This is a genomic window from Agrobacterium sp. 5Ca50, assembly GCF_055381905.1.
In genome coordinates, this window is the sequence record NZ_AP026438.1 from 398294 (window position 1) to 412469 (window position 14176).

Annotated in this window: 16 protein-coding genes; 5 read left to right on the forward strand and 11 right to left on the reverse strand. The window is 54.0% G+C overall.

Annotation, left to right across the window (positions count from 1 at the left end; genetic code table 11):
• Positions 1–131 precede the first annotated feature (131 nt).
• Positions 132–749 carry a TetR/AcrR family transcriptional regulator gene (locus tag ACZ5FM_RS01880; protein ID WP_464039535.1) on the forward strand — a complete coding sequence of 206 codons (618 nt, stop codon included), beginning with the start codon at positions 132–134 and terminating at the stop codon, positions 747–749.
• Positions 750–767: 18 nt separating this feature from the next.
• On the opposite strand, the gene ACZ5FM_RS01885 is transcribed toward ACZ5FM_RS01880, so the two are convergent.
• Entirely contained in the window at positions 768–1721 is a 954-nt protein-coding gene (locus tag ACZ5FM_RS01885; RefSeq protein ID WP_464039536.1) for a LysR substrate-binding domain-containing protein, read from the reverse strand.
• A gap of 146 nt (positions 1722–1867) precedes the next feature.
• On the opposite strand from ACZ5FM_RS01885, the gene ACZ5FM_RS01890 reads away from it, so the two are divergent.
• Positions 1868–2164: a DUF1127 domain-containing protein gene (locus tag ACZ5FM_RS01890; protein WP_192487065.1), complete on the forward strand. Its 297-nt coding sequence runs from the start codon at positions 1868–1870 to the stop codon at positions 2162–2164.
• A gap of 150 nt (positions 2165–2314) precedes the next feature.
• Here ACZ5FM_RS01890 and ACZ5FM_RS01895 read toward each other — a convergent pair whose 3' ends face one another.
• From ACZ5FM_RS01895 to ACZ5FM_RS01925, 7 genes are all read right to left on the reverse strand, one after another.
• Positions 2315–3688: a glutamate--cysteine ligase gene (locus ACZ5FM_RS01895; protein ID WP_464039537.1), complete on the reverse strand. Its 1374-nt coding sequence runs from the start codon at positions 3686–3688 to the stop codon at positions 2315–2317.
• 127 nt (positions 3689–3815) lie between these two features.
• A complete protein-coding gene (locus ACZ5FM_RS01900) occupies positions 3816–4553 on the reverse strand; it encodes a 16S rRNA (uracil(1498)-N(3))-methyltransferase (RefSeq protein ID WP_464039538.1) in 738 nt (245 codons plus the stop codon).
• Between the two features lie 19 nt (positions 4554–4572).
• Positions 4573–6075, reverse strand: coding sequence for an inorganic phosphate transporter (locus ACZ5FM_RS01905; RefSeq protein WP_464039539.1), 1503 nt, complete (start codon positions 6073–6075; stop codon positions 4573–4575).
• A gap of 191 nt (positions 6076–6266) precedes the next feature.
• Positions 6267–6758 carry an NUDIX hydrolase gene (locus tag ACZ5FM_RS01910; protein ID WP_250983621.1) on the reverse strand — a complete coding sequence of 164 codons (492 nt, stop codon included), beginning with the start codon at positions 6756–6758 and terminating at the stop codon, positions 6267–6269.
• 155 nt (positions 6759–6913) lie between these two features.
• Positions 6914–7651, reverse strand: a complete 738-nt coding sequence (locus ACZ5FM_RS01915) for an HAD-IIB family hydrolase (protein ID WP_312943278.1) — start codon at positions 7649–7651, stop codon at positions 6914–6916.
• Entirely contained in the window at positions 7651–8979 is a 1329-nt protein-coding gene (locus ACZ5FM_RS01920; protein WP_285200574.1) for a glycosyltransferase family 4 protein, read from the reverse strand. Before ACZ5FM_RS01920 ends, ACZ5FM_RS01915 begins: the two co-directional genes overlap by 1 nt.
• A 126-nt stretch (positions 8980–9105) precedes the next feature.
• Positions 9106–10002, reverse strand: a complete 897-nt coding sequence (locus tag ACZ5FM_RS01925; protein ID WP_464039540.1) for a LysR family transcriptional regulator — start codon at positions 10000–10002, stop codon at positions 9106–9108.
• A 164-nt stretch (positions 10003–10166) separates the two neighbouring features.
• Here ACZ5FM_RS01925 and ACZ5FM_RS01930 point away from each other — a divergent pair, with 164 nt between their 5' ends.
• Entirely contained in the window at positions 10167–10547 is a 381-nt protein-coding gene (locus tag ACZ5FM_RS01930; protein ID WP_192487072.1) for a DUF4870 family protein, read from the forward strand.
• Between the two features lie 71 nt (positions 10548–10618).
• On the opposite strand, the gene ACZ5FM_RS01935 is transcribed toward ACZ5FM_RS01930, so the two are convergent.
• Together ACZ5FM_RS01935 and ACZ5FM_RS01940 are read right to left on the reverse strand one after the other, a co-directional pair.
• Positions 10619–11317 carry a L,D-transpeptidase gene (locus tag ACZ5FM_RS01935; RefSeq protein WP_312943281.1) on the reverse strand — a complete coding sequence of 233 codons (699 nt, stop codon included), beginning with the start codon at positions 11315–11317 and terminating at the stop codon, positions 10619–10621.
• A 135-nt stretch (positions 11318–11452) separates the two neighbouring features.
• Positions 11453–12229 carry a L,D-transpeptidase gene (locus ACZ5FM_RS01940; RefSeq protein ID WP_464039541.1) on the reverse strand — a complete coding sequence of 259 codons (777 nt, stop codon included), beginning with the start codon at positions 12227–12229 and terminating at the stop codon, positions 11453–11455.
• A 186-nt stretch (positions 12230–12415) separates the two neighbouring features.
• On the opposite strand from ACZ5FM_RS01940, the gene ACZ5FM_RS01945 reads away from it, so the two are divergent.
• On the forward strand, positions 12416–13045 hold the full coding sequence (locus tag ACZ5FM_RS01945; protein WP_192487074.1) for a DNA-3-methyladenine glycosylase I: 630 nt from the start codon (positions 12416–12418) through the stop codon (positions 13043–13045).
• Complete coding sequence (locus tag ACZ5FM_RS01950; protein WP_464039542.1) at positions 13042–13485, forward strand: hypothetical protein; 444 nt, start codon at positions 13042–13044, stop codon at positions 13483–13485. The genes ACZ5FM_RS01945 and ACZ5FM_RS01950 overlap by 4 nt, the downstream gene beginning before the upstream one ends.
• Positions 13486–13553: 68 nt before the next feature.
• Here ACZ5FM_RS01950 and copM read toward each other — a convergent pair whose 3' ends face one another.
• A complete protein-coding gene (gene copM, locus ACZ5FM_RS01955; RefSeq protein ID WP_464039543.1) occupies positions 13554–13922 on the reverse strand; it encodes a CopM family metallochaperone in 369 nt (122 codons plus the stop codon).
• Positions 13923–14176: the final 254 nt, after the last annotated feature.

Here is a 14176-nt window from a genome sequence, read left to right on the forward strand (position 1 = left end):
GCCCGGCTTTTTGCTGTTTTCATTAAAAAGCCCGCAACGCAGTTCAACTTTCGTCAAAAAAGCTCATGCCATATCGCAACCATTGTGGTGGCAAGGGAGCTACCCGCATGTGTTTCAGGACGGGAAACAATATGCCAAGACGTGGTACGCCAGAACGCATTGAACCAAGAAAAACGCCACAACAGGATCGCAGCATCCAGCGCGTCAATGCCATTCTTGAATCGGCAACCAGACTGATTACCAAAAGCGGTGTCAGTTCCCTGACCATGACCGCTCTCGCCAAAGAGGCCGGTATTCCAATTGGGTCGATCTACCAATATTTTCCTGAAAAAGCCGCCATCCTGCGTGCGCTGTTCGACATGATCTCGAACCGTGTCGAAGATCATGTCATTCGGTCGCTGGACGAGGCGACGTCACTGGATGAACTGAAACAGCACGTTTTCGTTTTAATTGATTGGTATTATCAGGAGTGCCGCGAAAACCCCATCTATCTCAGCATCTGGCTGAGCATGGAGATGGACAAGGCGCTGGCCAGGTTGAACATCGACCAAAGCTATCGGTTGGCAGAGATTTTCATCCGTTACACCTCATCATTGCGCAGTCCACGTCCGGGCGAAGATTATGAAGCCCGCTGTAAACTACTCAGCTATTTTCTCGGCTCCTGCATGCGCTTGTCGCTGCTGAGTGATCAGGATGAGGCGCAACGTCTGTTGGCGGAGTGCAAGGTGCTGATCGGTCAAAGCATCTAACACCGTTCAGACCGTCGCTCACCAACCCGGCAGCATATGTCCGGCCCGCAGCCTCGGCATCTTCGGATAACTTTTGACGTCACTATCCAGATCATCGGTTGCCACAGCCGTCAGTGAAATATTGTCGAGGCAGGCCGAGATATGGTCGGTAATGGCGTTGGCAAGTGACGGCGAAATGCCCGGACGTTTCATCAGGCCGATTTGAACAGGCGGAAGTGGCGGGAAGCCATCACTGGCGGTCAGTACCTTCATGCCGGTCCTTAAAGCCGATTCCGGCAGGACCGAAACCGCCATGCCTGCGAGAACCGCTGAAGCGATAACCGTAGACGACCAACTGGTAAACAGAACCTGATAATCGCGACCATCGGCATCCAGCGCTGAACAGGCAAGCTGGCGCCAGTGACAGTCACGACGGCCCACGGCAAGCGGCACCGGTGCATTGTCACGCAAGGGATGGTTGGCGGATGCCACCCAGCACAATGGCTCGGTGCGCACCACATCGGAAATACGGGCGCGGGGATTGTGCGTCACCAGGGCGATATCAAGTTCGCCACGGGCCATCTTTTCCGCCAGGCTGACGGATGGTTCGCAGACGATGTAAAGCTCGACATTGGGATGTGTCTTGGCAAAACGCCCAATAATCTCCGGCATGTACCGGTCGGCGTAATCGTCAGGTGTGCCGATGCGCAATGTGCCTTCCAGACGATTATCATCGAATGCTGCGATTGCCTCATCATTCAGACGAATGATGCGCCGCGCATAATTCATCAGCTTCTCACCTTCGGTGGTCAGGCGGTTGCCGCGACCATCCTTGGTGAATAGCTGTTTGCCGATCCGCTCCTCAAGACGGCGCATCTGCATGGACACCGCAGATTGCGTTTTGAAAATACGATCCGCAGCCTTGGTAAAGCTGCCCGTATCCACGATGGCGATAAATGTGTGTAGCTGATCGATATCAAGCGGGGCGGACATGGTGCATCCCATAAGAACCATTGATGACTAACATTAAAAACATTCGTTGGACTGATCAATGGGGCTGCGTCATTAAAGGTGCAACTAAATGACGATCAGGACAGTAAGCCTGATGGTCGCAATCGTGCCAAGGAAAGGATCTCATCATGAGCACGGCAGACCAGATTATTGCAAGCGGTATTTGCCAGCCGGAAAAGCGTGTCGAACTACGCAATGTTTCCCGCTTCGGCATGCGCGTGAATATGGTTTGGCGCAACCTCGTGACCCGTTTCCAGGTCAACCGCCTGACCGATCTCGATGATCGAATGTTGGCAGATATCGGTATTGTTCGTCAGGACGTACTAAAAGCCCTGAATGTGGGCTTGCTAGATGACCCCGCTCAGCAGTTAATAAAGGCAGCGGAAGTGCACGCGACCCAACGGTTCGCTCGCAAGACGCTCTGATTTTTGGAGTTTTCCCCGCAGGGTGATTGCCAATAGCCCTGCTTTTGCCCGGTGCCAGGCTATGCCGCACCGGGCTTTTTTTATGTGCCCGGTGTCACAAATTGTCTTTGCTGCTCAATGCTTCGATGAGCCAACCCTGCTGACGCAAATTCAGTACTGGTATTCTTCGTAAGCCGGAGCAACCGACTGGTTCCAGCGGCCGTTATAGGCAGACAGCATGTCTTCTGCGAGTGTGTTCTTCTTGGCGATAACTTCATCAAGAGTGGACAGGAAAACTGTTTCGTCCTGACCTTCCGCGTTCAATCTGTTGCGGTTTTTCAGGCCAAGGTGAGAAATTTTGAGAACTTCACGACCAATATCCAGCAGGCTATGGCCGGTAATTTCTGCCTTCAGCGCCTTGGTCGGCACATCGTCACGCAACTGATTGACCTGCTCGAACGACCAGTCCTTGGTCAGTTCATCGGCAGCCGACAGGGCCTCGTCGTCATAAAGTAGACCCACCCAGAAAGCCGGCAACGCACAGATTCTGCGCCATGGGCCACCGTCTGCACCACGCATTTCAAGAAAACGCTTGAGGCGAACGTCCGGAAACAGCGTCGAGAGATGGTTTGTCCAGTCACCGAGTGTTGGCTGCCAGTCGGCAATTTCACCCTTCAATGCGCCATTCATGAACTGGCGGAAGGTGATGTGTGTGCAGTTGTGATATTTTCCGTCACGCACGACGAAATACATCGGCACATCCAGCGCCCATTCGACATAGTGGTGGAAGCCGAAATCTTCTTTCAGGCTAAAGGGTAGGATGCCGGAGCGGTTGTTGTCCGTATCGCGCCAGATATCGCCACGCCATGAAAGCTGGCCATTCGGCTTGCCCTCGGTAAATGGCGAGGAAGCGAACAGGGCGGTTGCAAGGGACTGCAACTTCATGCTGACGCGCATCTTGCGACGCATATCCGCTTCCGACGAGAAGTCGAGGTTCACCTGAATCGTGCAAGTCCGGTACATCATGTCCAGACCCTTGCTGCCGACCTTCGGCATATAGTCGGTCATGATGGCATAACGGGACTTAGGCATGCGCGGTGTGTCGGCAAAGCTCCAGGATGGCGTACCGCCCATACCCAGAAACCGAATGCCCAGCGGCTCTGCAATGTCACGTAGCACGGCAAGATGCTGGTTGGATTCCTTGCAGGTCTCGTGAATATTTTCCAGCGGTGCACCGGAAAGTTCAAACTGGCCGCCGGGTTCGATGGAGATAGCGCCCATGCCGGTGGGTTCGGCAAGGCCGATGATGTTTTCGCCGTCCATGATTGGTTCCCAGCCTAGCCGGGATTCCATGCCCTTGAGCAGGGCGGAAATGCTTGCGTCGCCAAAATAGGGCACAGGCTTATGTGTGTCGCGGAAAAACACGAACTTCTCGTGTTCAGTCCCGATGCGGAATTTCTCAACCGGCTTGTTGCCGCCTGCCAGATAGTCTGTCAGTTCCTGTTTTGAGGAGATCGGGGTCTGATCGGTAGTATCGCGAGCCATTGATGTAACCTTACTGCGCAACGTCTGTCTGTCATTCAAAAAGCCAGATAGGGCGGGACGATAGCCTCTGCAAATGAATTTCTTTCAATCATGGTTTAATGCCGATAATCGCCATCGCCAGGATTGATTATTGCCAGTCTCCGATGGCCGCCTGAATAACCGCAAGTGCGGCAACAGCAGCCGTATCCGCCCGCAAAATCCGTGGGCCGAGTGGTATCGGCGTCACGCTTTGGTGGTTGCGAAGCAGCTGTCGTTCTTCTTCGGAAAAGCCGCCTTCCGGGCCAATCAACAGCGCAAGTTGGCGCTCCTTGATACGTGACAGAGCGGGCAGGGGGTTCTGGCCCTCGTCGCCTTCATCGCAATAAATGATGCGGCGTGAAGATGGCCAGTTCTCCAGAAGGTCGCGCAGCTTTAGCGGCTGTTGCACTTGAGGAATGGCCAAGATGCCGCATTGCTCGGAGGCTTCGATTGCGTTGGCCTGCAAACGTTCCAGATTGGTGATCTTGCCCTGTACATGCTGCGTCATCACCGGTTGCAGAATGCCCGCACCCATTTCGACAGCCTTCTGGATCAGGTAATCGATACGGCCAACTTTCAACGGGGCGAAAAGATAATGCAGGTCGCAGGGCGCTGGCTGTGACCGGGTCTGTTCCTGTGGCACCAGCACGATTTTCTTTTTCGATGGGAACGCTAGACGCGCCTTCCACTCGCCATCACGGCCGTTAAAAATCAGCACCTCTGCGCCGTCCGTCATGCGCAGCACATTGGCCAGATAGTTGAACTGTTCACTGCTGGCGGCAATGCCGGTGCCGAGGATAATGGCATCCTCGACATAAAGACGTTGCATGCGAAAATTGGCGCGCATTTTCTGCTCTTACATTCCGTTATATGAAGAGCCGGAACATAACCCAATAAAGCCAGGCTGCAAGAGTGGCGCTTGCAGGAACCGTTATCATCCAGGCCGCAATGATGGTCATGAAATGCGAACGGCGCACCAGATAACGTCTGCGCATTTCCACGGTGTCCGTTTCAAACACATTGTCGGTTGCGCGGATCGGCTGTGCACGCACCGTAAGTTTACGGCGCTTGGAATTGCGGGTGTACCACTCACGGAAAAAGCCGACCCCAAACACCGCTCCGACGGCGGTATGTGTCGTACTGACCGGCATGCCGAGCCAGGATGCCAAGAGAACGGTCAGCGCTGTTGCGAGGGAAACGCAGAAAGCGCGCATCGGGTTAAGCTTGGTAATCTGTTCACCAACCAACCGGATCAGGCGCGGCCCGAACAGCAGAATACCGCAGGATAGCCCAAATGCGCCGATCAGCATGACCCACAACGGCACGTCAACGTCATTGCTCATCGAGTTGTTCTGAACGGCCTGTACGATTGCAGCCAAGGGGCCGACCGCATTGGATACGTCGTTTGCACCATGAGAGAAAGACAGCAACGCAGCAGAAAAAATCAGCGGTATCTGAAACAACTGGCGCAGGGACTGATTGCGGTTTTCAAGCCCTATCGACTGCTTTTTGACAAATGGTGCGCTGGCAAGCCAGGTAAGACCCGCACATAGCAATCCGATTAACAGAGAGGTGCCAACAGAAATCTGCACGATTTGCTGTACGCCGATCAGGGCCAGATAGCTCGCAAATACACCGGCCAGAATTGCCGACAGGATAGGCACCCAGAAACGTGCAGCTGCAACCTTGTCGGTACGGTAGATGATGAATTCCTTGATGAAGGCCAGGAATACGATGGCAACCAGTCCGCCCAACAACGGAGAGACCATCCATCCTGCTGCAATGCGCGCCATGGCAATCCAGTCAACGGCGTCAAGGCCGGACGCTGCAATGCCTGCACCGGCAACACCGCCAACAATCGCGTGCGTGGTGGAAATTGGTGCTTTCAGCCAAGTCGCGAGATTGACCCACAAGGCCGCCGCTAGCAGGGCGGACATCATGATCCACACGAGGACGTCGGCATTGGCGACGTCGGACGTGTCGATAATTCCGCTCGAAATCGTGTGCACAACTCCGCCGCCCGCTAAAAGCGCGCCGGCAATTTCAAAAACGGCAGCAAGCACAAGTGCTGCGCCCATGCTGATGGCTTTTGCGCCTACGGCCGGTCCAACATTGTTGGTCACGTCGTTGGCGCCGATATTGACGGCCATGTAGGCTCCGACAGCACCAGCCGCGATAATGATCCAGACCCCTGGGCTATTGCTGACCGACGCACCCGCAAAGAAACCTGCAACGATCAGAAACAGCGTTGCAGTGGCATAATTCGCAAATTGCCTGGCAAGATAATGCGTCGCCGCCTCGACATTGGTCAACTTGTCTAGGTCTTTGTCCAGTGTACGTTTTGTTAAGTCTGGCAATTCCATAGCCATCGTCACCTCTATGCCGGGTATCCTTTCATCCGTGGTTCAGGCGGCTTAAGGGAGGGTAGGAAAACTCATGATAACACTAGGCCTGCGAACGGAGCGCCAGGATAAAGCATTCGTTATCATGATGGGGAATATCGGTTAGTTTATGGAGCCCGCAAAATCAATATGGACGGCCCCCAAAGTCGGTATTCTTATCAGATTTTGGCTGGAATGACTGTAGAAATACGCTTTCCGAAAGAACGAATGAGAGTTTTCAACTCCGGTTCATTGACGCGGCTTGCAGCTTCTTCGACGGAAACCCATTCAAGTTTACGGCTGTTCTTTTCAGGGAAGTTCTTGATCAACTCTTCAACTTCCAGTGCATGGACTTGTACCTTGCAAAGAACATTCATGCCGTTGGATAGTTTTTTCTGGTATTCGTAGAAGCCGAGAATTTCCTTTTCGACTTTACCTTTTACGCCAGCTTCCTCGTAGGCTTCCTGCGCGGCAACCGTGTGAGCCTGCTTGCCGTCCATCGGCCAGCCCTTCGGAATAACCCAACGTCCGGTATCGCGGCTCGTCAGGACCAGGATCTCAACGTCGCCCTGCTTTTTCTTGATCCGATAGCACAAAGCCGCATATTGCTGACGCGGTGGACGGCGCAGCATGAGATAAACGTCATTGGTCAATCGGTTGAGCAGGTTCAATAACGGAGTTTCCTTCCATTTGGGCATACTTAAATATAAGCGATGTCGAATATTATGTGCAAATCATGAAAATATGATGATTCTCGATAGTCTGCGCTTGAAAAAGGACCGTCAATATCCTGTTTGCGGCATTCCGGCGACGTTCCACCGGAAATTTAAGTTTCACGCGCCAGCAATCGGGTAAGCCCCTCAATAACGCCATCGGCCATCGGTAATTTTGCAATCATCAATCGATCATTTGTGTTGCCAAGCTGGCGCAGTTCATCCAGTGCATTGGCGACGATAATGCCGCGCACACCGGGAATTTCAAACATGGCGCGGTCATTGCCAGTATCGCCAGCCACGATGATATCGCTTGGTGCGATGCCCAGCGATTTTGCAAGCCAAAGGGCGGCATAGCCCTTGTTGGCATTGCGTGGCAGCACGTCCAGATCGCGACTGCTGGAATACACAATCTGGGCTTGAAGCCCCGCATGTTCCAGCCGCTGTTGAATGGCGGTAAGCGCATTCTGCGTTGAATCGTGAAGATACCAGCTTGATTTCAGCGCATGCTGATACTCATCCGGCTGCTTCTTTATGCCGTCTATACCGGACATGACGCGTTCGACGGAATGGCTATCAAAGCCGTCGGCGATGGCCGAACTGAAGTTGTCGGAAAGACTGGTGTTTGTCTTGTGGTGCAACATCGTGCCGACGCCACCGATAATGAAGTCCGGTTCGGGCAGGCCGGTTTCGTCAATCAGCGCAAGCTGATCGTCCACCAGACGACCGCTGTTGTAAACCAGTACCGGGCGAATATCGTCAGGCAGGGAATGCCAGAAACGCGCAAAGCGACGGGTCGCTTCTGGGTTTCCGACAACCGTGCCGTCGAGGTCAGTCGAAAAAAGCCGCATCAATCGCCGTCATTCCACGGTTCTGCCCAATCGGCTTCTTCCAGCACAGGCATCATGCTTCGCCCTTCCACCAGTGCCAGCACCTGCTGTGCAATGCCGGTCCAGGTAAACAGGCTGCGAGCCTTGTGGGCACCCATCCGCGACAGGCGGCCATACAGCCTTTCATGTTTGAAGGGCTTCATCATGGTGATGCCCAGATCCTCCTTGTCGAAAGGATCGGCAAACAGTGCGTGACGACCATAACTGACCGCCCGGAACAAACCACCGTGAATGGTCACCACAGTGGGTGTGCCACTGGCCATCGCCTCGATGGCGGTCATCCCGAAAGGTTCGTAACGGCTGGAGAGAACAAACAAATCGGCTGCGCGGTAAATATCCGGCAAATCCTCATCTGACACGTAACCGGAGAATACGACCTTGTCCTGCAAACCAAGATCCTCGACCCTTTGCTTGAGCTGGTTGAGGATTGTTGTTTCCTGCGGATCCATGTTCTCGCCGCCAACGGCCAGATGCAGGCGAGCTTCCGGTTCGCGTTCCGCAAGAACCGAAAAGCCGTCAATCAGCAAATCATAGCCCTTGTTGGTCGCCAGCCGACCAAGCGCAAGCACGGTTTTTCCCTCGAAGCCAAAACGACTGCGCAGCATCTGGCGGGATGCTTCTGACACAGGGAAAAAGCGATTGTCATCATAACCCGGCGGAATCATGTGCACTTGCTTACGCTTGAGATTGTAGTCCTCAAGCAGCATGTCCAATTGTATTGGGGTCGTGGCGATCACCAGATCGCAGCTGCGATAGACGATCAGTTCGTGCTGGATGCGTTCCTTGAAGTTGAACTCCAGGTCGAAACTGTCTGCCTTCTCCGGGTAGTCGGTCTCCATCTGGCGTTTTTTCCAGATGCCGAGGGAGTGCGGCGTATGCAGGTGCGGCACCTTGAGCGCTTCGGACAAGCGTTGACCCGCGACACCGGCGTCCCAATAGTGACTGTTGATGAAGGAATAGGTGAGGTTGTTTTTCTTGATGAACCGCAGCGCATTCTCACACCATTCCATCATGTGGCGGTGCAGATATTCCTTGGGAATAAAATCGCCGCCGCCGCAGGGAATGCGGACCACGCGCACGCGTTCGTCAACCTCGTCGAATTCCGGCTGATCTTCAAAGCGCCGTGTATACAGGTCCACAGTGTAGCCGAGCTGCCCAAGTTTTCGGGCAAGTTCAAGCACATAGACAACCTGGCCACCGGTGTCTGCGGCGCCCAAGGGGGGATGGGCGGCCACATAGCCATGGGTCGAAACGAGTGCAATCCTTGGATAGCGATCCTGATCGGTCATGGGAAATATACATCCATCTTGGTATAATTTTTCAACTAATGAATGCAAATGCGACTTCGTTGAAAAAGTTCCATCGGAATGGTGCAGTTTCTGGTTTTTCTGTATTTCGACTGAAAAACGACGGTGTCATCGCTCCCAGTAGGGGACTGGTGCGTAAAGTGTCGTCAGGTAGTCGATGAACAGCCGCACTTTTGCAGGCAACAGTTTGCGACTGGAATAAACCGCCGAGAGCGAGACGTTTTTCGATCCCTCATAATCAGGCAAAACCTGAACGAGCGAACCGTCACGAAGTTCCTGCCCGATATCCCATGTCGAGCGCAGTGCAATGCCAAGACCGGCGATGACAGCTTCACGAATAACTTCACTCGAGTTGGTGACCAGCATGCCGTCGGGCCGCAATGTCACGGCACCATCGGGGCCCTCCAGCCGCCAACTGTCATTGTTATGGGCCGGCAGGCAGCGATGGTTGGCAAGGTCGCTGATGTCCTTCGGCAGTCCATGTGTCTCGACATAGCTGCGAGAGGCGCACAATACGCGGCGAACCGGGGCTAGGCGCCGTGCCACAAGACTTGAATCATTAAGGTCGGCGATGCGGATGGCCAGATCAAAACCGCCGGCCACAAGATCGGTGAACTCGTCGCTTAGCACCAGGTTGATGGCAAGGGCGGGATTGGCATCCATGAAGGGTTTGAGGTGGGGTGCGATATGCAGGCGCCCGAAAGAGTTGGGGGCCGAAATTTTCAGCGACCCTGAAATGGCATTGGCGCGTCCGGCGACAAAATCCTCTGCTTCGCCCAGACTGACGAGAATGCCTTGAACCCGCTCATAAAACCCCTGACCCGCTTCGGTCAATGAAAGCTGACGTGTGGTGCGCTGGAAAAGACGGACCCCAAGGCGTTCTTCAAGTCGTTTGATGCGTTTGGAAATAACCGCTGGCGAATATCCTAGGGAACGAGCCGCTTCTGACATGCTGCCGCATTGCGCCACGAGATTGAAGACTTCAAGGTCACCCAGATTGGTCAAAATCTTTTCCATTTATGCCGGAACGGTCATCAATCCAATAGCAGCAATTGCTAGCCACGTCATGGGTCAGGCAAGACGTTCCTGGCAGGTCAATCTGGTAAAATTCCAAACACGCCCTAAATGTTGAAGGCGGAAGTAAATGTTATGAATAGCGGAGGTATTTCATGGCAGACCCTATGTCCAACGAACCTGTGCGCTCCCCTGACGATAACTGGCTCGAACCGGGCAAAACCAACATCCAGCTGGTTTACATATTGTATCTGCTCAGCTTCGTTGTCGGCATTACCAGCATTGTCGGAGTTGTTATCGCCTATCTGAACAAGACAAAGGCAACCGGTTGGATGCAGTCGCATTACACCTGGGCTATCAGGACCTTTTGGATAGGCATTCTCTACGGCTTCATATCACTGATGCTGACAGTCGTTTTCATCGGTTTTCTGGGCATGCTGGCCACGATTATCTGGGTCGTTGTCCGTTGTGTCGTGGGACTGCAGAAAGCCGGTAATCAGGAACCGATCGCTGATCCCTACAAGTGGTTGATCTGACGGATCATTCAACCGGCGACAAAATCGCAAAACCATGACAGGGCGTCATCCACCCTGTCATGGATGGTGTGTCAGCCACCGAAAATGGTGCGCAGAATATCAATACCGCGATCGTTGAACGATACGTTGCCCTGCTTGTTGCCCGGGCCGACAACGATGACCTTCGTGCCGATATCGGCGCGGGCATACAGATGTTCGACATCCTTGTTCATCATACGGATGCAGCCGGATGACATATTCAGACCGATTGTCCACGGCTGGTTTGTGCCGTGAATGCGGAAGATGGTGTCGCGTCCGCCCTGATAGAGATAAAGCGCGCGTGCGCCCAGCGGATTGTCTTCGCCACCCTTTTGAACGGCTGGCAGAATGCGGCCTTTCGCGGCTTCGCGGCGGCGCATTTCAGCAGGCGGGGTCCATGTGGGCCATTCCGCCTTACGGCCGACTTTCACAACACCGGACCAACCGAAACCATCGCGTCCGACGCCAATGCCGTAGCGGGTCGCGCGGTTCTTGCCTTCAACGAAATAGAGAAACTTGTTGTTGGTATCGACGATGATCGTGCCGGGCGTTTCGCTGGTGGAAAGACGAACGACGCGGCGTTTGTATTTTTCCTCAACCTGCTTTTTCTGAATTGCCACCGGCTGGACATCGGTGCCTGCGGGTACGTTCAACGCCTTGTCGGCGAGTGTGACTGCCTCTGCGGACGGTACGGAAATCACAGTCAGCGCTGCCATCCCCATGGCTGATGCAAGAAGATCTCTTCGGTTCATCTATGCTCCCCTCAAACCTGATACAGGCTGAAGTTAGCCCAGCCGCCCATGAACGCAAGTCTAAACGTGCATCTGTTCCGGCAATACACGCTATACTGCCGGAATGTCGTGTTCTGTTTGTCGGCTTTAAAGCCTTTACATAACGATAACCTTGGTGCCGACATTGACGCGCTCATAGAGGTCGGTCACGTCCTCATTGCGCATGCGGATGCAGCCGGAAGAATTGTTGCTGCCGATTGTCCACGGCTGGTTGGTGCCGTGAATGCGGTAGAGGGTCGAGCCAAGATACATGGCGCGTGCACCCATCGGATTTTGCGGACCACCCTCCATGAATGCCGGCAGATAATGACCCTTTGCCGCTTCGCGGGTGATCATTTCTTTCGGTGGTGTCCAGCTTGGCCATTCCGCTTTTCGGGTAACCTGGTGGGTGCCCGCCCATTCAAAGCCGGGCTTGCCGACACCAACGCCGTAACGACGTGCCTTGCCATCTGCCAGAACCAGATAGAGGAAACGGTTCGGCGTATCGATAACGATTGTGCCGGCCGGATGCTGTGTCTGGTAGGATACGATCTGTGGCAGGAACTGCGGCGCGATCTGTGCCTTGGCCGGTGAATTTGGTCGTACAGCAACCTGCTGCACACCGGCCGGACGCTGGGTTGTCACGCCGTTATATTGGCGGGTTGGACGAACATTGACCGCCTGCTGGCGCTGGTAAACTGGCTGACGTACCGTCTGGCGCTGCGGTACCACCACGGGACGTGCACTGCCGCCACCAAGCTGCATTAGCCACGGTGCCGAAAGATCGGGGCTGACAATAACCGGAGGCCGTTCGCGATAGCGGTCATTTGCCAAAGCGGCTGAAGAAAAGACAGAAACAAGGCTTAATGCCAGACATAGAGACTTCATCGTCATCGGATCTACTCGTTACATGCACCGAAACATGTTTTGACGTTCTCACTTTCGGACAAGCGAATGGTAAATGCCGATTAATTAAAACAGGCGGGATCATGGAAACCTTGTCGTAAGGTTACTGTGGGGTTTTGAAACAGGGTGAATCAATGGTAATTCCATGGTGATTTGCACGAGGGATGGCATCAGATGAGTGAAAATGGGCTTCTGACGGGTCCGGATGGACAAGTGCGCTGCTCGTGGCATCAGGGGCTTGAAGATTACCGTCACTACCATGATGAGGAGTGGGGCAAGCCTGTGGTCGATGATATCAGGCTGTTTGAGAAAATCTGTCTTGAAGGGTTTCAGTCTGGCCTGTCCTGGCTGACCATCCTGCGCAAGCGCGAGGCCTTCCGCGCCGCCTTCAGTGGGTTCGATTTTTCCATCGTTGCAGCTTTCACTGAGGATGATGTGAACAGGTGCCTGGCCGACAAAGGCATTGTGCGGCATCGCGGCAAGATTGTTTCCACTATAAACAATGCGCGGCGTGCGCTGGACCTGAAACAGGAATTTGGCACGCTGGCCCATTATTTCTGGAGTTATGAACCGTCTGCGGACCAGCGTCCGGCGGTGTTCGATTATCAGGAACTGAGAGCCAACCCGACAACACCAACCTCGGTGCGATTATCTAAAGACCTGAAAAAACGTGGCTGGACATTTGTGGGCCCGACCACTGTTTATGCTTTCATGCAGGCCATGGGCATGGTCAATGATCATATCGAGGGTTGTTATTGCCGGAACCGGGTGGAAAAACTACGCGCGGAGTTTGTACGTCCTTGAGCGACGAGTTGAAAAAACGCCAGTTTCTGATGTTGCTTCTTGCATCATGTGCCGCGCCAATTACGGCAATGGCACAAGATGAGAGGCCGTCATGGCTCAACCCTGGCGAAGTGCTGAAAGATCTTGGCTCTTTTACGCCGGAAGGGCTGCATGTCGGCGGCTGGACGCGTCAAGGCAGAGGCAATGTCTACCGTCTCAATGTCAAGGTGGGCGACGCCATGCGGATAACACTGACGTCCTCAAGCGAATTCTTGAATTTTGCGGTTTTCGATATGGCCGATCCCGATGACGACGCAATTTTTTTCAGCGATGCCGGGGTGAAGGTCGCCACTCTAAAGGCTGACAAGGATAGCTGGTGGCTTATCCGTCCCATTCTTATCCTCAGTGCACCACGCCGCGGGTTGGGTGCACATTATGATTTACGTATCGAGAAAAACTGACGCCGGTGCCTGCGTTTTAACTGATATTCGAGGGAATGCGCCGGTCAGGCGCATTCCCTTTTTATCGTTTAGTGGCCTTTGCTTTTCAGCCATTCCTTCATCATGGCAATCTCGCCTTCTTGCGCCTTGATGACTTCTTCGGCCAGCTTGCGAATTTCAGGATCCTTGCCGTATTGTAGCTGAATGCGGGCCATATCGATAGCGCCCTGATGGTGCGGGATCATGCCACGTACGAAATCCACGTCGGCATCACCGGTAAATTCCAGCGACATGTCGCCGTGCATCTTGTCATTCGCTTCCATGAACGCCTTGGTCGATGGGCTCTCTTGCGTTTGGGCCGCCGCGCCATGACCGGCATGGCTGTTGGTGTCTTGCGCCAAGGTTTGGCCAGCGAGCATCGCAGCGAAGGCTGCCGTCAAAAGAAGTGTTTTGGTCATGAGTATAAATCCTGAGTTCTCATTGTTTCAGGGTAAAGCGGATGATCCGCGGGTTTGATTTGAACGATGAGAAATCAGGATCGGGGAGGCGGGATCGGAGGCGCAGAGGCGGAGGTCAGGAAAACGTCACCAAAATCCGGTGTGGGATAGGCGAAGATGTGTTTTCCGCTCTCAAAAACAGTGATGTGTGGTGCTGTCGTCAGACAGGCGGTACACAAGCCACTGTGTTTCATGTCTCCGCGGTGCGGACAGGG